This window comes from Candidatus Poriferisodalis sp. (genome assembly GCF_965204195.1).
Taxonomy (GTDB): domain Bacteria; phylum Actinomycetota; class Acidimicrobiia; order Acidimicrobiales; family Poriferisodalaceae; genus Poriferisodalis.
In genome coordinates this window covers 2992173-3017829 of the sequence record NZ_OZ241975.1, presented here as the reverse complement: position 1 = coordinate 3017829, position 25657 = coordinate 2992173, and the positions used below count along the sequence as shown (strand labels likewise).

The window sequence follows — 25657 nt, the reverse complement described above, 5'->3', positions numbered from 1 at the left end:
GCGTTCCGAGCGCTGAAACCGCTGCTCAGGGCTCTAGGGTGGCGCGCCGTGACAGACGCTGAACTGCTGGAGCTGCTCGAGCAGGGACGGGTGGCAACCCTCGCGACGATCCGGTCCGACGGGCGCGTCGACCTGGTGCCTTGCACCTACGCGTTCGAGGACGACGTGGTGGTGACAGCGGTCGACCACAAGCCCAAGACAACCATGGACCTCAAGCGGCTCGACAACGTTCGACGCTTCCCCGAGGTCACGATGCTGATCGAGCACTACGACGACACCGACTGGGAGCGCTTGTGGTGGGTGCGTCTGCGCGGGCGCGCCGCGGTGCACACCGAGGGCGCGCAGCACCGGCATGCGATCGAGTTGTTGTGCAAGCGCTACCCGCAGTACGCAGCTGAGCCGCCCGTCGGCGCCGCCATCGTCATCCAGCGCACTGAACTGACTGGCTGGTCCGCCACGGGTTGAGCGCCCACCGCCGGCATGGTGCCGGCGCAGCCAGCACGGCGGCATGGTGCCGGCGCAGCGCCCTCGGCAGTGTGGTGGTTCAGGACATAGGAACCTTATGTCGCGAGACATAGGAACTTCGGCTGTGCGGTCCAGGGTGTGCGATGTCGCGGAATCGCCTGGTGATCATGGCTGTTGTGGTGGAGGGGCGAACCCACGCTGATGTGGCTGCTCAGTACGGGTTGTCGCGTTCGTGGGTGACCAAGCTGGTGGCTCGCTGGCGGGCTGAGGGCGAGGCGGCGTTCGAGCCCAGGTCGCGTCGCCCTCGCAGCTCGCCGGCCCGCGTTCCCGACGCGGTGACCGATCTGGTTGTGGGCCTGCGCATCGAGCTGGCCGCCCAGGGGCTCGACGCGGGGCCGGCGACGATCGCGTGGCATCTGGAGCGCCGTCACCAGATCATGGTGTCGCCCTCCACGATCCGGCGGCGTCTGGTCGCGGCGGGCCTGGTCACCCCCGAGCCCGCCAAGCGGCCCCGCAGCTCCTATGTGCGATTCGCGGCGGACCTGCCCAACGAGACCTGGCAGACCGACTTCACCCACACTCGGCTCGCCGACCGCGCCCCAGCCGAGATCCTGACCTGGCTCGATGACTGCTCCCGCTACGCACTGTCGGTCACCGCCCACCGGCGAGTCAGCGGCCCAGCAGTCGCCGACACGTTCACAAAAGCAGCAGACCAGCACGGGTGTCCCGCCTCGGTGCTGTCAGACAACGCCATGGTCTACACCACTCGCTACGCCGGCGGCCGAGGCGGCAAGAACGCCCTCGAGACCCTCCTGGCCGACCTCGGCGTCGCACAGAAGCACTCCCGCCCCAACCACCCCAGAACCTGCGGCAAAGTCGAGCGCTTCCAGCAGACCCTCAAAAAATGGCTCGCAGCCCGACCCCCCGCCCACAGCGTCGACCAGCTCCAAGCACACCTCGACGACTTCACCGACGAATACAACAACCGCAGACCCCACCGCAGCCTCGGCCGCTCCACCCCGGCGGTCGCCTACCGGCGCCTGCCCAAAGCCACACCCCAACCCCACAACAGCCCCACCCACCACCGCGTCCGCACAGACCGCGTCGACAAAACCGGCTCAGTCACACTGCGCCACAACGGCCGACTCCACCACATCGGCATCGGCCGCTCCCACACAGGCACCCCAGTCATCCTGCTCATCGCCGGACTCAACATCCGCGTCATCGACCACGACACCGGAGAACTCATCCGAGCCCTCACCCTCAACCCACAACGCGACTACCAACCCCAAAACTGGGGGATTACATACGTGACTAAGCACCGGCGCTGAACGGTCGCAGTCGCTCCCGTAGTTGCTGCTCGAAGTCAGCTCGCGGGATCGGGGTAGCTGCCAGCAGTTTCTCGCATGACGCTTCGAGCGTCAGCACTTCCCAGTGTCGCCGGGCTAGCTGCCCGTCCACGACTTCGGGCACCAGCCAGATCACGTCGCCTGCGTCTAGGTCATGCGACGGGGCAGCCGATGGGCCACCTATCGAGTCGAAGAACGGGCGGTCCACGGCTACGGCGATCTTCGATCCCCACCTGCGCAGCGTGGGCACCTTGACCTGTAGCTGCGGAGCGAGCCGCTTGGCCGACGATGAGCGCCAGTCGGGGCGGCGCACCCCGTTGGGGTACAGCGGCTCGGTGCCTTCGTCTCGCAGGTACCGCACGAACTCATCGTCCATGCCCGGCCCGGAGAAATAGACGGCCTGAATCTCTAGCCCGAACCAGCGAAGATCGTGCTGCTCGGTGGCTACCACTAGGTCGATCTTGCCGGCCGGCTTGCCGGTGTTGCCGACCATGAACGGCACTTCGCGGGCGAGCATCGCATCGGCACCGAAGCCGACGATCTCGTTCAGCCATTCGAGCAGCAGGTGGTCTTGCTCGAAGCGGCTGGGGCACATGATGACGGTTCGCCCGGCTGCGGACGTGATGCGCCCGCGGTGTTCGTCGTACTGCCGCATAGAGCACACCCCGCCCGTCTTGTTGCACGGACCGGGCCGGTAGGGGCATGGCCGCTCGCGGCGGTTCACAGCGGCGTCAGCGTGGTCTCTGCGCTCTGTGGTGGTCAGGTCGAGCAGGTCGTGGCCGTACCACTCCGCGATCCCGTAGCGGGTCACGCGAACAGGCGGTCCCGTGTGATGACCAGCTCAGAAATGCGGGTGTTGTGCCCGTTGCTCATCTCGACAGTGACCGCGTGGAAACGGTGCTCAGCGACAAGCTCGGTGATCTCGTCGCAGCAGTCGTAGGTCATCAGAAAGTCGGTGCCCGCAGCGGCAAGCGTCTCGAAGATGCGCCGGTGATCCACCGCGTTGTGCGCGTACAGGCGGCTGCCTGCCCGCTTGCCGCCCGCCGTGTACGGGGCATCCACGAACATTCGCACTCCGTCGATGTCGGCTGTCATCTCCAGCACCGCGGCACCGTCGCCTTCGCAGAACGTGAGCCGGTCCGCGTGCTCAGAGATTGCAGCGAGCCGCTTGGCGAGCGTCTCGGGGTACCACCGCGAAGCGATGCCGTTGCCGTTCTCGCCGGATCGGGTGAGCGACGCGCCCGGTGCGAGCACCCCGCCGCGTCGGGTGCGGTTCAGCACCAGCGTGCGGAACCCGTGAGCCACGACACACGCGGGGCACTGCTGCTCTAGCTCGGTGACGCTCTCGCGGGTCACGTCGAAGGTCAGCACCCGCTCGGCCAGTTCGTCGCCGTGCATGAGCGCGGCACGCCACAGTGCCGCTACGTCGCGGTCTAGGTCCACCATCAGCGCACGCTCGGCTAGCCCTTCCATCACGGCGGTGAGCGACACGATGCCGCCACCGGCGAATGGCTCTACGAGCACCCCGCACGGCTCAGCTAGCCAATGCCGAATGTGGGGGATCAGCCACGTCTTGCCGCCGGGGTACCGCAGCGGGCTGCGCTGGGGCACTGACGCGACGTTGACGGCGGGGATGCTCGACACGGCGATCTCTGCGGGCCGCTGCCGGAACAGCCCTTGCGCTATGCGCTCGGGTGGCGTGTCGATGACGGGCAGGGTGATCTCTCGCTTCATGGGGGGTTCCTCCTACCACGGCTCGCCGTAGTCCGGCTCGGCCACGGTGCCGGGCAGCGCGTTCGCTGTCAGGGCTGCGTAGGTGAGCCGCTTGCCGTTCATGCGGGCGACAGTCTCGCTCATCATCGTCGCCGTGTCTTCGGGACGCAGATTGTGACGGGTGGCGAACTCAGCGACGTAGCGCTGCAAGTGCTTCGGGCTGATGTGGTGGAACGTGCCGTGGTAGCCGCGCTTCAACAGCGCCCAGAAGCTCTCGATGCCGTTCGTGTGTGCCATGCCGCTGACGTACTCGCTGACACTGTGCCGCACGGTCTCGTGCGGGTGGGGGATGCCCAGATAGCCCTTGTGGTCATCGGTGTAGACCGTCGCGCCTTGGGCAGCAGCCGAAGCCACGAAGCTGTGCAGCGTCGCCTTGTCAGTGCCTGAGATCACCCGAGCCGACACGTTGCCCGTGGCCCGGTCCTTCGCTCCCGCTACCGCGGTCTTGTCGATCCCGCCGCGGCCCGTGATCCTGCGCTCACGGTCCACCGCGTGCATGTTCTTCGCCTTGCCGCCCACGAACGTCTCATCGACTTCGACCGGTCCGGCCATGTCGCCGCCCATGTCCGACCACGCTTCGCGCAGCCGCTGAGCGAGGAAGTAGGCCGACTTCTGCGTGATGTCCAGGTCGCGGTGCAGCTTCATGCTCGACACGCCTTTCAGCGAGGTCGCCCACAGGTAGATCGCTATCGCCCACTTGCGCAGCGGAATCTTCGACCGGTGCATCACCGTGCCCGACCTGACGCTGAAATGGCGACGGCATGAGCCGCACCAGTACGGCAGCGGCTTGCCCGACTTCGTGGCGTTCAGCCGATCCTTCGAGCCGCACAGCGGGCAGCAGTGTGGCTCGCCCGCCTTGCCCCACCGCTGTTCCTCGAACCAACGCTCCGCTGTCTCATCGTCGGGGAACATTTCCACGATCTCGATGAGCGAGATTCCCTTGCGGAAGCTCTTGCCGGGGGCCTTCGTGTGTTCTGCCATGTCCCTAGTGTCGCAGGGGGGTGTGACATGAATAAGCGTACTCTGCTTAGTCAGCTATATAATCCCCCAAAACTGACAACCGCGCAGGTTCACAACGTTCCGATGTCTCGCGACATCACACAGCGCCCTCGGCAGGATTCGAACCTGCGCACATGGCTCCGGAGGCCACTGCTCTATCCCCTGAGCTACGAGGGCTGAATGCCCGGACGGTTGCCGGGGCTCACCGACCGGTCAAGCTACCGACCGCCGTTGCGCCCCACTCTGGCGGCGGCTGATCGTCGCCAGAGCCTCATTCTCCCGTAGAGCCTGACGCGCGGCCGCGAGAACGGGCTGTCGGCCGGCGGCGCATGCAGCGGGCGGGCCACGCGTCCGTCGGGAGTTGTCGCACGACGAGCGGTTCCCAGCACCACGACAGCGACGGTGAACGCGACGCCGCCCAGAACCAGGAACATCACGATCAGCTGCGCCAGCACAGCATCGAGCGGATCGGCACCGGCCAGGATCATGCCCGTCATTGCCCCAGGCAGGGCCACCAACCCGACCACGCTCGTGCGCTCCACTTGCGGGATCAACGCTGCCCGTATGGCCTTGCGGACCTGCGGTCGAATCGCCGAACTGCCGTCGAAACCCAGTGCGAGCATGGCATCGATCTGCCCACGCTCGTCAGCCAGCAACTCCTCGATGCGCGAAGCGGCGGCAACAGCCGTGGGAAGCGAGTTGCCGAGCAGGATGCCGGCGACCGGCACGAGCGCTGTCGGCGTCAGGTCGAACACGCCGAGCCCGAAGGTGACCGTCAGGCAGATGGCCAGCGGCACGACGACGGCGATCGCGATGGAGATGATCGACGGCTGGAACGGCCGCAGGCTCCGCGTACGCCGCCGCACCACGCCGGTCGCCAGCCCCACCATGGCGGCAACCCACAGCCATGACCACACCAGCGCCGCATCGGGCTGCAGAACGACGATGAGCACGCCGCCCACCACGGCGAGCTGGGCGGTGGCCCGCGCGGCCGCGATCACGACACCTCGGGCGATGCCGAGACGAAGCCAGACGGAGAGGATCACCACGGCGGCGACCAGCGTGAGGCTGGCCGCCACGTTGAGCCACCCCAGGTCCAGTTCCACGCACCGAGACTGTCACGCCGCCGGGTGGCGCGACCCCGGTCTCGCAGACTCGCCCAAAATTGTCCCGAGGATCGGCACCCGGCAGGGATAGGTTCGCTTCGGTGATGGAGCTGTGGTGATGGAAGCAGTGCTGACTGGCGCTATCTCGGCAGCGTTGACGCGCCTCGGTGTCGACGCCGATCTGTCGCGCATCGGCCTCGAGCGCCCGGCTCGCACCGATCACGGCGACTGGTCGACAAATGCCGCATTGGTGAGCGCGAAGGGAGTGGGGCTGGCGCCTCGCGAGCTGGCGCAGCAACTCGCCGCGGAACTCGACGGCGCCGGCTTGCCGCATCTCGAACGGACCGAGGTGGCCGGCCCGGGATTCGTGAACATGCACCTGGCACCGTCGTGGCTGCACGAACTGCTCGCAGCGGTACTGAACCAGGGGGCCGAGGGTTACGCACGCCACGACATCGGTACCGGGCAGACGGTGAACCTCGAGTTCGTGTCGGCCAACCCCACTGGTCCGCTACATGCCGGTGGCGGCCGCTGGGGAGCGTTCGGCGACAGTCTGGCTCGCCTGTTCCGCCGCTGCGGCTACGACACCGTCACCGAGTACTACGTCAACGACCGCGGCACGCAGATGGAGCTGTTCGGGCGTTCGCTGGCGGCTCGCTTGGCGGGCGAACCGGTACCCGATGACGGCTATCACGGCGAGTACGTCACCGAGTGGGCGAACGAATTGGCCGTCGAGCTTGAGGCAGACACCGCTGTAGGTGAGGCAGGTCCTCTGGCCGTGCTTGAGGCCCGGGGCGGCACCGCCTTTGCGGCATCGTGGGGTCGCGAGCGGGCGTTGCGCGATGTCGCAGAGTCGCTGGCGGCCATGAACGTGGGCTTCGACCGTTGGCAGAGCGAGGCATCGCTCGTGGATTCGGGCGCCATGGACGATGTCATCGAGCGGCTTCGCGATGCAGGACGGGTGTACGAACAGGACGGCGCTGTCTGGCTCGCGACCAGCGAGTTCGACGATGCCAAGGACCGGGTCTTGCGTCGCAGTGACGGCGAGCCCACGTACTTCGTGCCCGACATCGCCTACCACCACGCCAAGTTCGGCCGCGGCGATCGCGTCATCGACGTGCTGGGCGCCGATCACCACGGCTACGTGCCGCGCATCGCGGCGGCCATGCAGATGCTCGGGCATCCCGCCGAGTCCTATGAGGCCATCGTCGGCCAGAACGTGACCCTCATGCGCGACGGCAAGGTCATCGAGCTGTCCAAGCGCACCGGCACCATGGTCGAGGTACGCGAGCTCATCGACGCGGTGGGTCCCGACGTGGCGCGTTTTGCGTTCCTGCTGCAGTCGATCGATTCGCGCCAGACCATCGACATCGATCTGCTCTCGGCGCAGGCTGCGGAGAACCCGGTCTTCTATGTCCAGTACGCGCACGCTCGCATCGCGTCGGTCGCTCGCCGCGCTGAAGCGGACGGCGTTGCCCCCGTGCCGCCGCCAGGCACCGATCTCTCACCGCTCATCGGCGATCGGGAACTGGCGCTCTTGCGGGCGCTCGAAGTGCTGCCGTCGGTGGTGGAGATCGCGCTCCGAGAGCGAGCGCCGCACAAGGTGACGACCTGGGTCCGCGACTTGGCGGCCGCATTCCATGGCTTCTACCACGACTGCCCGATCCTGCACAGCGACGTCTCGCCCGAGGTGCGAGACGCCCGGCTCTGCCTCACCGAGGGCACACGCGTCGGCTTGGCGATCGGTCTCGACCTGCTCGGCGTGGATGCGCCCGAGGCGATGTAAGCTGGATTACTTGATAATGCCGTCGAGCGTTCGATGGCAACGGTGCGCTTCGACGTAGCTGCGCCTTTGAGGACATGGGGCATGTGTCGATGCTCGTGAGCCAGCGGAATTCCGAATCGTCGAGCATTAGGCTGCGGCACTTGCAGAGCGCCCATGCGCGTTCGACGCGCAAGGTCTGAGGAGGCACAGCGGATGGATCCACTGGGGGTCGCCAGTACTGAGGTCGATTCAGGCCATTCGCGCCGAGCTACGAAGGGCATGACGGATCGGTCGGCCCCTGGTCGACAAGCTCGCGAAGCGTCCCGCGATTCGGCGGTGCGCCGTAGCTCCGTCAGCCATGGCGCAGCAACGGTTGCCGACGCGACCCTCGATGAGGACGCGACGGGCCCGATTCCGTTGCGGCTCCTACCCGAGAATTCTGAAATTGCCGAGAACGGACACTTGCGCATCGGTGGCTGCGATGTCATCGATCTGGCCCGGGAATACGGAACACCGCTCTTTATCTATGACGAGGCACACCTTCGCTCTCGCTGCCAGGACGCGGTATCGGCTTTCGGCAGGGGAACCGCCTATGCCGGAAAGGCCTTCTTGTGCAGTGCGATGGCACGGCTCGCGATTCTTGAGGGTCTGGATATCGATGTCTGCAGCCTTGGAGAACTTGAGACTGTCTTCCGAGCATTCAGGAACGATGCACCAGTCGACCTCGCGCAGCGCATCGTGATGCACGGCAACAACAAATCGGATGAAGAACTCACGGAGGCTCGGCGCAAGGGCGTGGGCCGTATCGTCGTTGACTCGTTCGATGAACTGGATCGACTTGAGAGGTTGCACCGTGACGACGGCGAGGCACCACGCGTGTTGCTGCGCGTTACTCCAGGCGTACAGCCGGAAACGCACAAGTTCATCTCCACTGGTCAGGTCGACTCGAAGTTCGGATTTGGCATTAGCGGCGGTGTGGCGACGGAGGCCGTAAGGCGAGCCGCCTCTTCGACGAGTGTGGAGCTCATCGGCATTCACTGTCACATCGGAAGTCAGCTTCTTGACATCGACAAGATGCTGGAGGCGCTCGATGCGGTCGCGGAATTCGCAGCACCACTCTTCGGGAGTGGGGGCATTGCCGATGGATGCCTTGAGGAGATGTCTATCGGTGGCGGGCTCGGTGTCGCCTACGTGGAATCGCAAAGCGCACCGACCATTGCTGCATGGGGCAAGACACTGAACGCGCGTTGGGACGTGCTGAAGGAGCGCTATGGCCTCGGCGCTCGATTGGTCGCCGAGCCGGGTCGGGCGATCGCTGCTCAGGCAGCTATCACCGTGTACGAGGTCGGGAGCATCAAGCGGGTGCCGAGTGGGCCTACCTACGTCGCCGTCGATGGTGGCTTCTCCGACAATCTGCGCCCGATGCTCTATGGCGGCAACTACACCGCTTTCATGCCAGCGAGGGCGACGGCACCGCGACCCGACGAAGTGAGTCTCGTTGGCAGGTACTGCGAATCGGGTGACGTGATTGTGCCCTCGGCTCAAGTTCCCAATGAGCTAACGGTTGGAGATTTCGTCGCCACGCCAGTAACAGGCGCATACGGCTACTCGATGGGCGCTCCCTACCACCGCGTCGGCAGGCCCGCCGTCGTGTTCGCCGCCAATGGTGACGCCCGACGGGTGATCCGCCGCGAGAAAGTCAAAGACATGCTCGCCCTCGACGTTCTCTGACTCCCGCCACGGCACCTCAGGGGTGGTTCAGCAGAGTTCTGACGATCTCGCTGACGTGCCAGCTGATGTCGACGTCAACGGCACCGAGGCGGTGGACCAGGCGACTGGCATTGACAGACCGCAGCAGTTCACATTGCACAAAGCTCGTCTCGTCCAGGCCTGTGCGAGCGTTCGCGGGGACCTCGACGTGCAGATCCAGCCCCCGACGGGTTGTCGTGAGCGGCGCCACGATCGCGATCGGGAAGTCGGTACCGAATATGTCCGGCGGTCCGAGCACGAGCGCAGGCCGCATCGAGGCAGGTTCGTTCGGATACGGCTCGCCGAAATCGGTCAGCCAGATCTCGTCAATCGACGCCATCGCTCACATGGGTCGATTCGGCCTCTGCCAAGTAGCCGGCCCACGCTTCAGGGTCGTCGCGCAAATCGGCGTATTGCGCCTGCACTCGCAGCCCGAATCTCATCCGGCGCAGGGCGTCGGCGGCCTGCCGGACCGTGTCGGTGAGGCTGTCACCACTCGAACGGCTCATCTCGACCAGGCGGGCATGTGTGTCCCGATCAACGCGAATCGTGGTGGTGTCCATGGCGCAACGCTACCGCGCCATGCTGCGAATATGTCTACAAATTATCTACATCTGTAGGACCGACGCTGACCCGACGACGGCTTGAGATTGGGCGCCGGTCAGATGCCGGTCACTGGTTTTGCACATAGATTTGTGAAATGAGCGAAAGCTCGGGTCCTCGCTACGGGTCCGGTGCGGCAGTGTTGGGCGTTGTCGTTCAGACCGCGCTACCGGGGAGTTCCGTGCCTCGATCGAGCTCAGGCTGACTGAGTGCTCCCGGCTGTCCTTGCCGTCGTTGGTGCGCTCGTCGGCGCGGCTGCTGGTCCCGGCGGCATCCCGGTAGGAGCCGCCATCGGCTACTTGATCGGACGAGACATCGGGTCTCGTGAGATGCGCTCTCGCCTGGACTCGCTCGAGCGCACGGTCGACAGCCTACGCCGCTCTGATTCTCCGTCCCTGTCGTCGGAGACGCTGCAAGAGGCTCTTGGAACGACGCAGCCGACTCCCGCGCCCGACCCAGATGGTTCACCAACACCCGAGAGCGGGCCTGAGCCAGAACGCGAGCCCGAATCGCCTGAGGCTGAGCGGGAACCGCCTCCCGAAGTGTCGGAACCCGATGCAGCGGCGCCGCCGCCCCGCGCGCCGCGGCCGGCGCCAGCACCCCGCCCAGCGACAGCGCCGCGGCCGGCGCCAGTGCCGCGACCTGCACCGGCGGCCGACCCAGCTCGGCGACCAGCTCCCGCGCCCCGGCCGGGAGTGCCCGCGGCTCGACGGCAGCGGGTGCCTCGTCGGCCGGCGCGGCCCGCAGAGCCCGGCTGGGTTGCAGGAGCTGTCGCCCGTGCGCGTACCTGGCTGCTGACCGGCAACTCGCCCGTGAAGATCGGGATCATCGTCTCGCTGATCGGGCTGGGCTTCCTGCTGCGGGAAGCAGCAGTGCGCGGCTGGGTGGACTTCACGATCGAGATCCGTCTGGCAGCAGCGACGGTGTTCGGGCTCGGCTTGCTGGGCTTCGGCTGGCACCAACGGACGCAACGGCCGATATACGGCCGCAGCCTGCAGGGCGGCGGGATCGCCGTTCTGTACCTGGTGACGCTCGCCGCGTACGCGCTGTACGACCTTCTGGCACCGCTGGCCGCCCTGGCTGCGGTCGTGCTGATCACCGTTGCGGCGGGTGCGCTGGCCATGATCCAGGGCTCGCTGACGCTCGCGATGCTGGGGCTCATCGGCGGCTTCTCCGCACCCCTGCTGGCCTTCGCTTGGCCTCAGGATCATTTCGAGGTGTTCGGCTTCTACGCGGTGCTCGGCGTCGCCGTCGTCGCCGTGAGCAGGCGAATGGCATGGCCGACCCTGGTGCTGTCGGGCTACCTCTTCACGTTCGTCGTCGCGGGCCTGTGGCTCTTTGCCCGCGAGGGAAACAGCGACTGGATGCAGCTGCAGCCGTTCGTGGCGTTCTTCGTGCTGCTGTACACGCTCGTGCCGCTGGCATGGCCTCCGGTGCCCTCGTCTCGCGACGAGCCCGTCGGTTTCAAGGACGCGTGGATCACGCCGCTGGTGTTCTGCACGCCGTTCGCCGGGCTGGCCATGCAGGCATTCCTGGTCGGCCACTTGCGCTACGGGGTTGCGATCAGCAGCGCCGTGCTCGCTGTCGCGCACGCCGCCTACCAACAGCTGTCCCGCCGTCTTGCCCGCACACCCAAGCAGATCGAAGTTGCCTATGCGGCGCTCGCCGTGGTGTTCTCCGCTACGGCGATTCCGCTGTTCCTGGGCGCATCGGCTACATCTGCCATCTGGGCTGTGCAGGGTGCGGTGCTCGTGTGGGCCGCCTCGCGGTGGGGCTCGCGGCTGGCGCTGCTGGGCGGTTCGATCCTGCAGGTCATCGCTGCTGTCGCGTATGGGGTGCGACTTACGTCTGACTCCGCGGATTGGGACTCGCCTGCGGTCTTCGGGTTCTGGGCCGAGGCCACGCCGGTGGTCAATGTGTATGCGCTCGGCGCCGTCATGCTGACGGCCTGCGGGCTCGCGAGCGCAGAGTCCTTGCGCAGATCGTCGCACTTCGAGGGCTGGCGACCATGGGTGCAGAACGGGGCCTTGGTGTGGGGTGCCGGCTGGTTCCTCTTTGCTGAGACTGCCGCCGTCTGGCTCCGATTGGGGTTGGTGCCCACTCTCGGGTTGTGGGCAGTGCAGGGCGCTGCCCTGACATGGGTCGCATCGAGACGACGTTCTTTGCCGGGCGCGGCTGCCGGCATTGCCATGCAGGGAGCAGCTGCTGGCGCAGCCGTGTTCAAGCTGAGTGACGACGCTGCGAGCCTGTCCCCGGGCTCGTTCGGGTTCTGGGCGGACACGCTGCCGGTGGTCAACCAATACTTCGCGATCACCGTGCTGCTGGCGGTATGCGGATTCGCCAGCGCCACCGTTGTCTCGGCGTTCGCAAACGCTCGTGATGACGGCTGGCGTGCAGTCATGTACTCGGCATTGGCGCTGGGCGGAGCCTGGTTCCTCTTCGCCGAGTCAGTGGAAATGTGGGTGCGCGCAGGGCCGTTCGCGATGGCGGCGCTGTGGACGGTCGAAGGCGTGGTGCTGGTGTGGTTCGCTGCGCGGCGCAGCATGGTCACCGGCGCAGTGCTCGGCACGTTGCTGCAATTCGCAGCAGCGGCCGCCTATGCCGTTCGGTCGGTTGAGGACCGCTTGGCCGCGGAGGGTGTGAATGCCTCGTCCGCCCTGACCTTCTGGGCAGACGAGACCCCGTTGCTCAACCAGTACTTCGGCGTCGCCGTGCTGCTGGCCGCCTGCGGTGTTGCGAGCGCCGTGATCGTCTACCGGTCATCCTCCGCGCTCGGTGATCTCCGCGTCCCGTTGATGTGGCTGTCGCTGCTGTGGGGTGTCGGCTGGTGGCTGTTCGCAGCAGCAGCGCAGATCTGGGTCGTTACCGATGACTACCGGCTGTGGGGGTTGTCGCTGCTGGCGGTCGGCACGTCGTCAGCAGTCGTGGCCGCCGGTCGGGCGCTGAGGTGGCACGAGTTGGAATGGGCCGGCGTGCTGATGCTGCCCACGCTCGGCCTGGCGTTGGTGATCGCCTTGGCCACCAAGGACTACCCGTCTGCGGACTGGGGCTGGACAGCGTGGCCGATCATGATCGTGGCCTACGTGGCGTTCTTGCGCACCGGCGGCGACCGGCTGAACGCAATTGGGCTGTACGGCGGCTTGTACTGCGTGCTGAGCGTGTTCCTGGCCGCGGAGGTGTACGGCCAGTTGGAACAGGTGGCCGACGGGGAATGGCCGCTCTATGGCGCTGCGGCTGCGGTGCTGCTGTGGCTGGAGGTTTCCCTGCGTGCCCGCCCGGTCGCGTCATGGCTTGTGGGTGACGGCTGGCGTTGCTGCCTGCTGTATGGCATCACTCCGGTCGCCTGGGCGGTTGCGGCGGGTGTCGGCCTTGCTGTGTTGAACCACCATGGAAACGTCGATCCGCTGCAGTTCCTGCCGATCCTGAATCCGATCGACATCTTCGCGGCGGCCTCGGTCCTCTCGCTGCTGAGGTGGAAGCGCGAGATGGTCGCGGAGTTGTCCGATGACGAGGACAACCTGACCCCTGCCATCGGCAGTCTGCTGCGCTTGTCCGCGACACCATGGCTTGCGGCACTCAGCGTTGCAGGCGTGGCAACGCTCACGATGAGCGCTGCCCGGACGGTTCACCACTGGGCGGGCGTGCCGTTCGATCTGAGGTCGCTCGTGTACTCCACCGAACTGCAGGTGGCGCTGTCGATCCTGTGGGCTGCGACTGCGCTGGCGGCGATGGTCGTCGGTGTGAGGGCGGCCGATCGGCGCATCTGGATCGTCGGCGCGTCCTGGATGGGTGTCGTGGTGATCAAGCTGTTCTTGATCGACCTCGCGAGCCTGGCCGCCCTGCCGAAAGCCGGGTCGTTCATCGGCGTCGGAATCGTGCTGCTGATCGTCGGCTATCTGGCCCCGGTTCCGCCATCGCAAGCCAAGTCCGAGAGATCAGAAGACGATCCGGAAACACCTAGCAACGACGACCCGCCGGGCGCTGACGGCACGCCACAACCGCGTGATGCCGCGTAGCTCTCGTCCATAGCTGCGGGTGCACATGGACCTAGCTCTTTCGGCATCCGATTGCGCGATGCGCGCATGGGCGGACCTTCCCGCTGTCTTGCGTGGCAGACTCGGCAGCGGTCGTGCGAGGCCCATGTGATGAGCGATTCGGATGAGGCCCAGCGCCGCACAGCACCGGTGATGCTGTGGGAATTCGCGTCGCTGGCAGCACTTCTGGCACTGCTCGCGGCGGTGCTGTTCGTCATCGAGTGGTCAGCCGGCGACGGCACACCGGAGACGACGGAGACCCCCGAGATTGCGTCGGCGGCCCGATCAGAGCAAGCATCGACTGAGCCGTCGGCGTCATCGGCGCCCAGCGAGGGCATGCCTGAGCGCGATACAGCGATGAGCGATGCCTCCGCGCCCGGCGATGCGGTGGGCCAGAGCCAGCAAGCCGGATCGGCGGCGGTGGACTCCGTGCATGAACAGGCTGCGAGCCAGAGCCAGCAACCCGGGTCGGCTGCAGTGGACGCTGCGCATGAGGAGGCTGCAGGGCAGAGCCAGCAACCCGAATCGGCGGGGGACCCTGCCGCGTCACTCAGCGACGACGCGCCGTCCGATGCCATGTCCGACGGTGCTGCCGAGACCTACTCGATAGAGATCCAGATACGGGTCCACGAAGCGTTCGACTCGATCTCGGTGGGCGGGAATTTCGTGTGCGGCCTTCGGCCCGACGGCACCGCCCGCTGCTGGGGGTCGCAGAGCGTGGGCCAGACCGATGCGCCTCCGGGCGCCTTCAGCAGCATCTCGTCGGGCGCAGGGCACACATGCGGTCTGCGTGAGCACGGTGCCGTCGAGTGTTGGGGATGGAACGACGCCGGCCAGACCGATGCCCCGTCCGGTGAGTTCGCATCGGTCAGCGCGGGTACCTGGCACACGTGCGGTCTGCGCGCGACCGGCGCGCTCGAGTGCTGGGGCGATAACGGATCGAACGGTCGAGTACCCGCTGGGTCGTTCCGCTCGATACACGCAGCGCACCGGGTGACGTGCGGACTGCTTGTCGATGGCGAGGTGGCGTGCTGGGGTGCCGCAGAGGCCGCCGGTGCGACGCTGCCCGACGGGCCCTTCGTTCAGCTCTCGCTGAGCCGCGACGGTGCTGTGGCTTGTGGCTTGCGGGCGGATCGGACGGTGGCATGTTGGGGGCGCGATTATCAGGGACAGGCCTCGGCACCGGCAGGGTCGTTCAGTGATGTCGCCGCCGGCGGCTGGCATGCCTGCGGAGTTCGATTGGGCGGTGCCGTCGAGTGCTGGGGCAAGGATGATCTCGGCCAATCGGAAGTGCCCCTAGGTCACTTCGATGCCATCGTCGTCGGCGATGGCCATGCTTGCGCCCTGGGACCTGATGGGCACGTCGCGTGCTGGGGCAACCAAAAGGAGTCCCAAGGAACGTCGCCAGATGGGCAGTTCGTCTCGCTGGTCGCTGGCGACTACGTGACCTGCGGCGTGCTGATCAGCGGCGCTGCCGTCTGTTGGGGGGACCAATACGACGGACGCGATTTTGCCCCCCACGGGGAGTTCTCCACGTTCGGCACCGGGGCGTGGCACGCCTGCGCTGTCCGCGACGACCGCAGTGCCGAGTGCTGGGGATGGAACTTCGGCGGCCAGACAGATGTCCCGCCTGATCGATTGCTTTCCGTCGACGGAGGCCGGTACCACACGTGCGGGCTGCGGCCAGACGGGTCAGCATCGTGCTGGGGCGGCTTCCCAGACGAACTGAGCGGCACCCATTTCGTGCCCGACGAGCAACTCGTCGAACTGTGGTCGGGAGGCGGCAGCACGTGTGCACTTCGGGCCGATTCCACTGCGGTGTGCTGGGATGCCGACGGGTTGATCGACGCGCCATCGGGCACGTTCACGTCGCTTTCGGTGGGCGTCCACCAGAGCTGCGGCCTGAGAGCGGATCGCTCCATCGACTGTTGGGGCGACAACAGGTTCGGTGCACTGAACGCGCCGCAAGGTGCCTATGGGGTGGTTGCCGCCGGGGAGTCGTCGTCATGCGCACTGGATCTGCAGGGCCGCATCTCCTGTTGGGGCAGCGAGCACGACGGGCTGCTCGACCCGCCGCAGGGGAGCTTTGCCGATGTCTCTGTCGCTGCTTGGCATGCCTGCGCGCTTGACCACGACGGCGAGGTGGTGTGCTGGGGCGACAATGGGCAGGGCGAGCTCGACGCTCCGCCCGGACCTTTCGACGACGTCATCGTCGGCAGGAACTTCTCCTGCGCACACCGGATCGACCGGAATCTGGAGTGCTGGGGCAACGGCGGCCGAGCCCAGCTCGCAGCCAGCGGCTGGCACAGCCGCTAGCTGCGCAATGCTGGCCCGCGAAACTCATGCCGGGGCACGGATGCGCTGGCGGTACCGTTTCGGCCGTGCCTGAAGCTGCTGCTGAGCCTGCGTCGTCCTCTGCCGCTCATGCGGGAGAGCCGCGGCCCCTGCGCGTCGGCATCCTGGGCTGCGGAAACGTCGGCGCCGCGCTCGTCGCGATCCTGGGGCGCGACGCAGCGCATCTGGCGAGCCGCACCGGGCTGGATTTCGAAGTCGTCCGGGTTGCGGTCCGCAATCTCAGTGCTGAGCGGTCGGTGGAGCTGCCCGAAGGCGTGCTGACCCGCGGAAGCGAGTCGCTGGTGGTGGCCGACGATGTGGACATCGTCGTCGAGGCGATGGGCGGCATCGAGCCGGCCCGCCACTTGGTCAGCGCCGCTCTCGGTGCAGGCAAGCCGGTCGTGACGGCCAACAAGGAACTCATCGCCAACGTGGGCGAGGAGCTGTTCGCATTGGCCGCTGCCAACGGCGTCGACCTGGCGTTCGAGGCGGCCGTCGCCGGCGGCATTCCGCTCATCGGCGCGCTGCGCAACTCGCTTATCGGCGAACGCATCACCCGCGTGATGGGCATCGTGAACGGCACCACCAACTACATCCTCACCCGCATGACCGAGGACGGCGCCGACTACGCCGATGTGCTTGGCGAGGCGCAGCGGCTGGGCTACGCCGAGGCCGATCCGACTGCTGACGTGGAGGGCTTCGACGCGGGTGCCAAGGCGGCGATCCTGGCCATGACGGCATTCGGGGCCAAGGTGGTGGCAGGCGACGTCTACCAGGAGGGCATCAGCGGGATCGGCAAGGGCGACATCGCGGCAGCCGCCCGCATGGGTCACGTCATCAAGCTGCTTGCCGTGGCCGAGCGCCAGAACGGCGAGATCGCCGTGCGGGTGCACCCCGCAATGGTGCCGACCGACCACCCGCTGGCCTCGGTGCGCGATGCCTTCAACGCAGTGTTCCTGGAAGGTGAAGCCGTCGAGGACCTGATGCTGTACGGGCGTGGCGCAGGCGGGTTCCCCACTGCCAGCGCAATGCTGGGCGACCTCATCACCGTGTCGCAGAATCTTCGCCGGGGAGTGTGCGATGGATTCGGACCGTTGAACGCAGCGCGACTGCGCCCAATTGACGAGACCTACACCGCCTACCACCTGCAGTTCGACGTCACCGACAAGCCCGGCGTGCTGGCCGCTGTAGCCGGCGTGTTCGGCGAGCACGGTGTGTCGATTCGCTCGGTCGAGCAGACCACCCGGGCCGGTGCGGCCGACGACATCGCTCACCTGGAGTTCATCACGCATCGTGCCCGCGAAGCCGACGTGGCCTCCACACTGCGGGATGTTCGCGAGCTCGACGCGGTGCGGCGCATCGGCAACGCGATCCGCGTGATCGGCGAATAGCGCGCACATGGTCGTTCGTCGCCTCGCGTCGGTGTGGACTCGCGCCGTCGGGCGCGGTGTGCGGGGCCGCGTGGCATTCGAGGCGATGCCGTCCGAACGCCGATCATCTGTGGTCGGGCTGTGCGCTACATAAGCACGCGAGGCGACGCGCCGACGCTCGATTTCGGCGGCGTCCTGCTTGAAGGCTTGGCCGCCGACGGCGGGCTGTATGTGCCCGACGAGCTGCCGACGATCAGCGCCAATGATCTGAGGGATTTTGCTGAGCTCGAGTACCACGAGGTGGCGACACGGGTGCTCGCACCGTTCGTGGCACCGTCACTGGGCCCCGACGATCTGGCGCCACTTGTGGAGGGCGCCTACTCAACTTTCGCCCACTCCGATGTCGTTCCCGTCAGCACGCTGACCGCCGGCGAGCATCTAGTGGAGCTGTTCTGGGGGCCGACGCTGTCATTCAAGGATGTCGCCTTGCAACTGCTCGGCCGCCTTTTCGAGCACGAGCTGGACCGGCGCGGCAGCTTCATGACCGTCGTCGGAGCCACCTCGGGAGACACCGGTTCGGCCGCCATCGAGGCGTGCCGGGACCGGGCAGGCATCGAGCTGGTGATGCTGCACCCGGCTGGCCGAGTCACCGAGATTCAGCGGCGCCAGATGACCACGGTGGACAGCCCCAACATCCACAACGTGGCCATCGACGGCACGTTCGACGACTGCCAGGATCTGGTGAAGTCGTTGTTTGCTGACCGGCCGTTCCGCCAGCAGATACGTCTGGGCGCGGTGAACAGCATCAACTGGGCGCGCGTCGCAGCGCAGACCGTCTACTACGTGACCACGGCAGTACGGCTGGGCGCTCCAGAGCGGGCCGTGTCGTTCTGCGTGCCCACCGGCAACTTCGGCAATGTGCTCGCGGGCGATGTGGCCCGGCGCATGGGTCTGCCCATCGACCGGCTGGTGGTCGCCACCAACCACAACGACATCCTGGCCCGCACCCACCGCACCGGTGAGATGGCCATCACCGAGGTTCGGCCTTCCACCAGTCCTGCCATGGACATCCAGGTGTCCAGCAATTTCGAGCGGCTGCTGTTCGAGCTGAACGGCCGGCGAGGCGCCCCACTGGCAGCCGACATGGCCCGCTTTCGGACTGAGGACTCACTGGCACTCACGCCCGAAGTGCTCGAAGGCCTGCGTGCAGGCTTCGACGCCGGTTCAGCGACCGAAGGCGAGGTCTCGGCCACCATCGCAGCAGTGAACGAAGCCGACGAGCGCCTCATCGACCCGCACACCGGGGTAGCGCTCACCGTGGCACGACGCGATGCCCCCACCGGCGGCTGGACCACGCCCATGGCCGTGATGTCCACAGCACATCCCGCCAAGTTCGGCGAAGCAGTACTCGAGGCCACTGGTCAACGACCCGATCTCCCGCCGGCGCTGGCGGCCCTCGCAGACCGCGAAGAGCACCTCACCGCGCTGCCGAACGACCTCGCCACCCTCCGCGACTTCGTCACCGCCTGCTGCACCCGGTGAGAGTGGCTGAGGAATCTGTGGGAGCGGCCACGGCCAGACCTGCAAGTGCGGAGTTGCTGGATTGACATCAAGATAGTGATGCTATGATGTCATCCTATGCGAACGATCATCACGCTGCCGGATCAGATGCACGCCCTTGCGAAACAGCGCGCTGCGGAACTCGGCATCAGTTTCGCTGAATTCGCCAGAAGGCTGTTCGAAAAGGAACTCGATGCCTCGGCACCTCAAGGAGACCTCGAGTCAATCTGCGGCATGGTGCAGGGCACGCCCTTCGACATGGCGCGTGACGGTCGCAGCATCATCGAGGCAGCGGTCATGGCCGAGATGGCTGAACGTTCGGGCTGAGAAATGGAATTCAGCTTCGTTGACACCTCGGCTTGGGTATCGATGGCCGACAGCTCGGAGGCGACGCACACTCGAGTCGCGGACGCGCTGCGGGAACGACAAGGCCGTCTGCTGACATCCGATCACGTGTTGCAGGAAACCTGGACGGTCATGCGAAGTCGGCACGATGCAACCGCAGCCGAGGCGCTGGTCAATGCAATCCGCGGCGGCATCGCCCGCATCGAGGTCTCGCTTCTCGCCGACCTCGAAGTAGCTGCTGCGATTGGCGCTGCGTTCGGTGACCAAGACTTCTCGCTCTCGGACCGTACGAGCTGGGCAGTCATGGAGAGACTCGGCCTCAGCGAAGCAGTTTCGCTAGATCGCGATTTCCGCATCTACCGCTACGGCCCAGGACGTCGCCGAGCCCTCCAGGTCGTGCCCTGATCGAATACGTCAGTACGGTCGCAATTCTGGTCTGGATGATGGCGTGAACGAATGGCGATGCGAATGCAGTGCTCCGACCATGCTCCGAAACGCCGTCGGCAGCTGGCAGTGCCGGAGCTTGCGATACCGATACCAAGGTTCCGGTCCCGCCGCATAGTGCTTGGGCACATCAGGCGGTGACCAACCAGTCGGGCAACGAGCCTCGGCTTGCGCCTTGCGGGAGCGTCTGACAGGCCTTGCCGCGGGAACGTCGGGAACGAAGCAGCAGCCAAGGCGGAACTACGTTGACGGCGTGATCGACACCAACGCAATGAGAATCGCCGCCGCAGTGCTAGCGCTGAGCTTGGCAGTATTCGGTTTGTCCGCCGCGCCCGTGGCTGCGCATCCGACGCCTGAGCCGAAGTGCTCTGGGGAGATGTACGCCGTCGTGGCTGCCGAAGGCGACGCCGCGATGGCAGAACTAATCGCGTCATGGCAGGTGCTTGACACGAAATGCGTGGTTGAGCCGGGCGATACGGACCGAATCGAATCGCACAAAGTTGTAGTGCTCGGCGGCACAAGAGCAGTACCGGACTCTGCCGTAGCGGGCCTGAATGTCATTGTGAGGCTTGCCGGCGCGGACCGTCTCGCTACGGCGCGTGCAGTATTGGGATGGATCGACGTTCGCGCCGCCGCCAGCAATGCGCAAAAGCTCGCTGCTGGCGCCGGCGAATCGTGCGTGATTCGCTCAGACAAGACGATCGCATGTTGGGGTGCGAGTAGCTCGGGCCTGCTCGACGCGCCGTCGGGTACCTATACAGCGGTCGCCGTCGGTGTATCTCATGCCTGCGCGATTCGCACTGAGAACACCCTCGTCTGCTGGGGCGATAACGACCTGGGCCAGCTCGACGCGCCCGCCGGTAGCCACACTGCGGTATCCGTCGCAGGCGAGGGGCGCGCTGGCTACGGCTACTCGTGCGCGATTCGTTCCGATGGCGCTATCGCGTGCTGGGGGAATAACGAGTACGGCAAGGCGGATCCACCCGCCGGTTCCTATGTCGACGTCGCCGCCGGCCCCGGCCATTCGTGCGCGATTCGTTCCGATGGCGCTATCGCGTGCTGGGGGAATAACGAGTACGGCAAGGCGGATCCACCCGCCGGTTCCTATGTCGACGTCGCCGCCGGCGTGCACCACTCGTGCGCGATCCGTTCCGATAAGTCCATCGCGTGCTGGGGTCGAAACCGATGGGGCCTGCTTGATGCGCCCGCTGGCACCTACATCAACATCGACGCGCGCGGCCATTCGTGCGCGATTCGCTCAGACAGCACCATCGCCTGCTGGGGCGGCGTCAATGTCACGGGAGCAACGGACGCGCCCGTAGGTACTTACACGTCGGTCACCGTCGGCTTCTTCCATTCGTGCGCAATCCGTACCGACAACACCATTACGTGCTGGGGCTTCGACGAACTCGGCCTGCTCGACGTGCCCGAGGGGCTGCGAGCTGCCGCATAGAGCCGCTGGACAATGTCGGTTCCGCCGTCCTGCGAGACTTCGTCACCGTTGCAGTAGCGGCTCTACCAGGGTGGCGGTAGCGTCGGCGCCGATCGACGGTTCCCTAGTGCAGGGTTCGCTCGGGCGTCGCGGGACCGGATCGCTGGGTCGGGCGACAAGGCCTGTCACAGCAAACACAGACTCACTTCGCTGACCCGCCGGGCGCAGCGAGAGCAGGCTGGAGCTTGCGAGGAAGCCATGTCAGACATGCCGGATCGTGCCTTGCTGGAATCCAAGGAGCGAGACGAGCTGCTGCAGATCGCCGCAGCGCTTGGCGTCGAGGTCAACCCCCGCGCCCGCAAGAACACCATCATCGGCGCGATCTTGGCCCCCGACGGCGAGGCGGGCACCGGTGAGGAATCCAGCGACGGCTCCGCTGAAGCCGAGCCCGCGTCCAAAGCTCCGGCGGTCACCAAGCGCACCCGCACGCCAGCACCGCCAGCCGACGCCGCACCTGCAACCGGTGCCGACGCCCCAGCCGAGCAGCCGGCCGCTGCGAGCGACCCGGGTGCGTCAACCGAAAGTGCCGCCGAAGCGGATGCGGAGGCTGGCGATGCGGCGGACTCCGGGGCGGCCGCGCCCGATGCTCCGGTAGCTGAGGAAGGCAACCGGCGCAGCCGCCGGCGCGGTCGAGGGCGTGACGATGCGCAGATCGTCGGCGAGACGGTTCACTGCGACGGCCTGCTCGACCTGCGCGACGAGGGCTACGGCTTCCTGCGCACGAACGGCCCGCTGCCATCGGCCGACGATGTCTACGTCGCAGCCCGCCAGGTGCGCCAGTACGACCTGCGTCGCGGCGACCGGATCACCGGCGTCAGCCGACCGGCTGCCCGCAGCGAGCGCAACCCCGCGCTGCTGCGCCTCGACACGCTCAATGGCGAGCCGCCGCCCGAGCAACCCGAACGACCGCTGTTCGACGACCTCACGCCGGTGCTGCCCACCGATGCGTTGCCGCTGGCTGGCGAGCAGGGCGCCGGTGCGCTGGCAACCATCGACCGCCTCTCGTTGATCGGGCTGGGATCCCGCGGCTTGCTGACTGCAAGCGGCACACGTTCGGCATCTCCGCTCATCGCGTCCATGGCCGCCGCGGTCGGCGATCAGCATCCCGACATTCACCTCATTGTCCTGCTCATTGCGGAGCGGCCCGAGGACGTTACCGACATGACGCGCCGGCTTGAGACGTCAGGCGAGGTGTTGGCATCGACATTCGATCGGCCCCCCGAGGAGCACCTTGCGGTGGCCGAGCTCACGCTGGAGCGAACGAAGCGCATGGCAGAGGCCGGCGCCGACGTGGTCATTCTCTTCGACGGCTTGACACGGCTCGCACGTGCCTACGCGGCTGGCGGCAACGGGAGACATCAGCCGGCCGACACCGTGGGTGCGGCCATCACCTCGACGCTGCGATTCTTCGGCGGCGCCCGCAATCTGGAAGATGCGGGTTCCATCACGATGGTGGCGACAGCGCGTACCTCGACGGGAAATCAGGTCGATGACCTCGTGGCGGCACGGCTGCAAGAGGCTGCGAACCTGGAGATCGCGCTCGGCGAGGGCCTGCCCGGCACCGCTGAGCTGGACGCGGGCGAGGCTTCCCTCGACAGCGACCGCAGCTTCAGCCTCGGCGATCACCGCTGACCAACTCGTCGCCAAGGCCCGGAGTCCTTAGGCTGATTGGCCCAGAGCCTTCGAATCAGGAAACACGATGAAGAGCGACATCCATCCGAACTACCGGCCCGTGGTCTTCCGGGATGCCAGCGCCGACTTTGCCTTCCTGACGCAGTCCACCATCGAGACCAGCGACACGATCGAATGGACAGACGGCAACACGTACCCGCTGGCCAACGTTGAACTGTCCAGCGCCAGCCATCCCTTCTTCACCGGCCAGATGAAGATCGTGGACACGGCGGGCCGGGTGGAGCGCTTCGAGCGTCGCTACGGCCAGCGCAAGCGGCGGAGCTGACGCCGTCGGGCCACCACGCGGCCCCAGTGCGCGGCGAGCATCGTGAACGGCGAGGCACGACTCGTGACGGTCGGCAGCCGCGATGACACTTGACGCCGATCGCATCCGGGCCCTGCACGCGGCCAAGCTGAGAGCCTTGGCCCGCAGCGTGCTCGATGTGGAGTTGGCCGAAGTCTCGGGTACCGACGACGGCGCGCTCGCCGTGGCCGCCGGTGCCGAGCCTGCGGTGGTGTGCCTCGCGCAGGAGCGCTCCGAACGTGCGCTCGGCGGCGCATTGGCGCTGGCCGAGCGGACCGGTTGCGATGACGTGCACGTCTTCGCTGAGGATCACAGCGGTGTGCTCGCTCGACGGGCGGCGTGCTTCGTGCCGGCGCCCGTGGTCTGGAGCATCGAGGGTGCGAGCGCGACGGCCGCAGAACCGGCGCCCCGACCGGTCGAACCGACGCCGCCGCGCGTGCCTGAGCTCGTGTCGCTGCTCGCCAGCGCCGGCGTCGAGATTGCGGTCGAGCACGGCGTCATCACCGGTGAGGTGGAGGGTCTCGAGGTGGCCCGCGTCGTCCCCGCTGCGCCGGCTGCCGAAGCCAGCGACGCCAGTGAGGGCAGCGGCGACATCGACCCCCACGACGGCCACGAATCTGCGACTGCGTGGCAGATCGAGGTCGGCGTCGGTGCGCATGACCGGGAGGCCTTCGCGCTGCTGCACGCCGACGAGCCCACCGCCGAGGCCATCGGCCGGGTCGCCGAGGTCGTGCGAACTCACCGTTCGCCGGGCGCATCGCCGCACCCGCTCAACCGGATGGGTGCGGCTCGCTGGCTGCGCTCGCTGCTCATCCGCCGGCCAGAACTCGTCGACGCTGGCCGCTTGCGGGCGGCATCGCCGCCAGTGCCCCGAGAGGGCCCCAAGGAACTGTCGCCGGCGGTGGCATATGGCCTGACGCCCGATGGCCGCCGCCTCGTCGTGGTGGTCTGCGTCGGCATCGACCTCGACGTGGTGCCGTTCGCAGCAGACGCCCGGCTGTTCCTCGATCCTGACGCCGAATTGACCATTGTGCTGCCGCGACGCGACGCACATGACGTCATCAGGGCCATGGCTGCGAGGCTGGACAGTCCTGCTGAGATCGCCGAGATCGACGACGAATGGCGCACGCTGTCAACCGCGGGCGCCTGATCCGGCCTGAAACCCCCCGGTTAGCCTGAACGCGTGTCGGGCGCCTTGGATTCCCTGCGGCTTGACGCGCTGGAAGCCGAGCGAGCCGAACTCGAACGGAAGCTGGGCGAGGGCGCGGCATCCGGCGATCGTTCGCAGTTCGCGGAGCTTGGTCGGCGGCTCGCGCGCATCGGCGAGATCATCGACGTAGCCCACGAGGCCCAGCAAGCACAGGCTGACGCGGCGGCCGCCAAGGACCTCTTCGACGCAAGCGACGGCGACGACGCGGTCGATGCCGCCGAGATGCTCGAGGCGGCAACCGCGCGGGCAGCAGAGCTCGACGAGCGACTCAAGGTGCTGCTGCTGCCGCAAGATCCCAACGACGAGCGCGATGTCATCGTGGAGATCCAAGGTGCCGAGGGCGGCGAGGAAGCCAACATCTGGGCACGCGATCTCTTCGAGATGTACCGGGCGTATGCGTCGGCGCAATCCGGCTGGTCGCTGGAGCTGCTCGGCAGCCAGGACAGCGACATGGGCGGGTTCACCAATGTGGCCTTCGCTGTGCGCGGCCCCGACGTGTGGCGGTCGCTGAAGCATGAAGGGGGGCCGCACAGGGTGCAGCGCGTGCCGGTCACCGAGTCCCAAGGCCGTGTCCACACGTCGTCCGCGACCGTCAGCGTGCTGCCCGAAGCCGAGGAGGTCGACATCGAGATCGATCCCAACGATCTGGTCATCGACACCTTTCGCTCGTCGGGACCGGGCGGCCAGTCGGTGAACACGACCGATTCGGCAGTGCGGATCACCCACCAGCCCACCGGCGTCGTGGTGTCGATGCAGGACGAGAAGAGTCAGCTGCAGAACCGGGCCAAGGCAATGCGAGTGCTGCGCGCCCGGCTCTTGCAGATCCAGCAGGAGGCGCACGCTGCCGAGGTCGCGGCGCACAAGCGGGACCAGGTCCGCGGCGGCGGCCGATCCGAGAAGATCCGCACCTACAACTTCAAGGAGAACCGCGTCACCGACCATCGTGTCGGGCTCACGATCTACAAGCTCGATCGGGTGCTCGCCGGCGAGCTGGACGAGATCATCGACGCCCTCGCGAGTGCGGAGCGCGCTGAGCAGCTCGCCGCCGCGGTCGCCGACAGCGGCGGGTGAGCCGGCCCGGCGC

General features: G+C 66.9%; 21 protein-coding genes and 1 tRNA gene. 15 read left to right on the top strand and 7 right to left on the bottom strand.

The features are described 5' to 3' along the window. The first annotated feature begins 48 nt into the window (after window positions 1–48). Entirely contained in the window at window positions 49–465 is a 417-nt protein-coding gene (locus ACOGI8_RS13535) for a TIGR03668 family PPOX class F420-dependent oxidoreductase (protein ID WP_419854314.1), read from the top strand. A gap of 143 nt (window positions 466–608) precedes the next feature. Next, a complete protein-coding gene (locus tag ACOGI8_RS13530; protein ID WP_419854313.1) occupies window positions 609–1796 on the top strand; it encodes an IS481 family transposase in 1188 nt (395 codons plus the stop codon). Here the strand turns inward: ACOGI8_RS13530 and ACOGI8_RS13525 are convergent. From ACOGI8_RS13525 to ACOGI8_RS13505, 5 genes are all read right to left on the bottom strand, one after another. Beyond that, the gene (locus ACOGI8_RS13525; RefSeq protein WP_419854312.1) at window positions 1780–2625 is read right to left on the bottom strand and encodes a NotI family restriction endonuclease; all 846 of its coding nucleotides are present in this window, start codon (window positions 2623–2625) and stop codon (window positions 1780–1782) included. The two genes, ACOGI8_RS13530 and ACOGI8_RS13525, sit on opposite strands and share 17 nt — an antisense overlap. Next, complete coding sequence (locus ACOGI8_RS13520) at window positions 2622–3548, bottom strand: DNA adenine methylase (protein WP_419854311.1); 927 nt, start codon at window positions 3546–3548, stop codon at window positions 2622–2624. The genes ACOGI8_RS13525 and ACOGI8_RS13520 overlap by 4 nt, the downstream gene beginning before the upstream one ends. Before the next feature lie 12 nt (window positions 3549–3560). Further along, window positions 3561–4568: an IS1595 family transposase gene (locus ACOGI8_RS13515; RefSeq protein ID WP_419854310.1), complete on the bottom strand. Its 1008-nt coding sequence runs from the start codon at window positions 4566–4568 to the stop codon at window positions 3561–3563. A gap of 123 nt (window positions 4569–4691) precedes the next feature. Continuing rightward, window positions 4692–4763, bottom strand: a tRNA-Arg gene (locus ACOGI8_RS13510). 41 nt (window positions 4764–4804) lie between these two features. After that, window positions 4805–5692, bottom strand: coding sequence for an ABC transporter permease (locus tag ACOGI8_RS13505; protein ID WP_419854309.1), 888 nt, complete (start codon window positions 5690–5692; stop codon window positions 4805–4807). A gap of 118 nt (window positions 5693–5810) precedes the next feature. On the opposite strand from ACOGI8_RS13505, the gene argS reads away from it, so the two are divergent. Further along, complete coding sequence (argS, locus tag ACOGI8_RS13500; RefSeq protein ID WP_419854308.1) at window positions 5811–7478, top strand: arginine--tRNA ligase; 1668 nt, start codon at window positions 5811–5813, stop codon at window positions 7476–7478. A 192-nt stretch (window positions 7479–7670) separates the two neighbouring features. Continuing rightward, complete coding sequence (gene lysA, locus ACOGI8_RS13495) at window positions 7671–9188, top strand: diaminopimelate decarboxylase (RefSeq protein ID WP_419854307.1); 1518 nt, start codon at window positions 7671–7673, stop codon at window positions 9186–9188. 16 nt (window positions 9189–9204) lie between these two features. Here the strand turns inward: lysA and ACOGI8_RS13490 are convergent, their stop codons facing one another. Continuing rightward, window positions 9205–9546 (bottom strand): type II toxin-antitoxin system PemK/MazF family toxin, encoded by a 342-nt coding sequence (locus ACOGI8_RS13490; RefSeq protein ID WP_419854306.1) that lies wholly within the window; start codon window positions 9544–9546, stop codon window positions 9205–9207. Further along, entirely contained in the window at window positions 9533–9769 is a 237-nt protein-coding gene (locus tag ACOGI8_RS13485) for a hypothetical protein (protein WP_419854305.1), read from the bottom strand. The genes ACOGI8_RS13490 and ACOGI8_RS13485 overlap by 14 nt, the downstream gene beginning before the upstream one ends. A 369-nt stretch (window positions 9770–10138) precedes the next feature. Here ACOGI8_RS13485 and ACOGI8_RS13480 point away from each other — a divergent pair, with 369 nt between their 5' ends. From ACOGI8_RS13480 to prfA, 11 genes are all read left to right on the top strand, one after another. Next, window positions 10139–13825, top strand: a complete 3687-nt coding sequence (locus tag ACOGI8_RS13480; RefSeq protein ID WP_419856415.1) for a DUF2339 domain-containing protein — start codon at window positions 10139–10141, stop codon at window positions 13823–13825. A 129-nt stretch (window positions 13826–13954) separates the two neighbouring features. After that, window positions 13955–16159, top strand: coding sequence for a hypothetical protein (locus ACOGI8_RS13475; RefSeq protein WP_419854304.1), 2205 nt, complete (start codon window positions 13955–13957; stop codon window positions 16157–16159). A gap of 65 nt (window positions 16160–16224) precedes the next feature. Next, a complete protein-coding gene (locus tag ACOGI8_RS13470; protein ID WP_419854303.1) occupies window positions 16225–17568 on the top strand; it encodes a homoserine dehydrogenase in 1344 nt (447 codons plus the stop codon). A gap of 120 nt (window positions 17569–17688) precedes the next feature. After that, window positions 17689–19089 (top strand): threonine synthase, encoded by a 1401-nt coding sequence (gene thrC / locus ACOGI8_RS13465; RefSeq protein WP_419854302.1) that lies wholly within the window; start codon window positions 17689–17691, stop codon window positions 19087–19089. 96 nt (window positions 19090–19185) lie between these two features. After that, entirely contained in the window at window positions 19186–19434 is a 249-nt protein-coding gene (locus tag ACOGI8_RS13460; RefSeq protein WP_419854301.1) for a hypothetical protein, read from the top strand. A gap of 3 nt (window positions 19435–19437) precedes the next feature. Next, entirely contained in the window at window positions 19438–19857 is a 420-nt protein-coding gene (locus ACOGI8_RS13455; RefSeq protein WP_419854300.1) for a type II toxin-antitoxin system VapC family toxin, read from the top strand. A gap of 292 nt (window positions 19858–20149) precedes the next feature. Next, a complete protein-coding gene (locus ACOGI8_RS13450) occupies window positions 20150–21349 on the top strand; it encodes an RCC1 domain-containing protein (RefSeq protein ID WP_419854299.1) in 1200 nt (399 codons plus the stop codon). A 237-nt stretch (window positions 21350–21586) separates the two neighbouring features. Continuing rightward, entirely contained in the window at window positions 21587–23020 is a 1434-nt protein-coding gene (locus tag ACOGI8_RS13445) for a transcription termination factor Rho (protein WP_419854298.1), read from the top strand. Window positions 23021–23087: 67 nt separating this feature from the next. Continuing rightward, window positions 23088–23345 (top strand): type B 50S ribosomal protein L31, encoded by a 258-nt coding sequence (locus tag ACOGI8_RS13440; protein ID WP_323671809.1) that lies wholly within the window; start codon window positions 23088–23090, stop codon window positions 23343–23345. A gap of 82 nt (window positions 23346–23427) precedes the next feature. Then, window positions 23428–24513 (top strand): hypothetical protein, encoded by a 1086-nt coding sequence (locus ACOGI8_RS13435; RefSeq protein WP_419854297.1) that lies wholly within the window; start codon window positions 23428–23430, stop codon window positions 24511–24513. Window positions 24514–24558: 45 nt separating this feature from the next. Beyond that, window positions 24559–25644: a peptide chain release factor 1 gene (prfA, locus tag ACOGI8_RS13430; protein ID WP_419856414.1), complete on the top strand. Its 1086-nt coding sequence runs from the start codon at window positions 24559–24561 to the stop codon at window positions 25642–25644. Window positions 25645–25657: the final 13 nt, after the last annotated feature.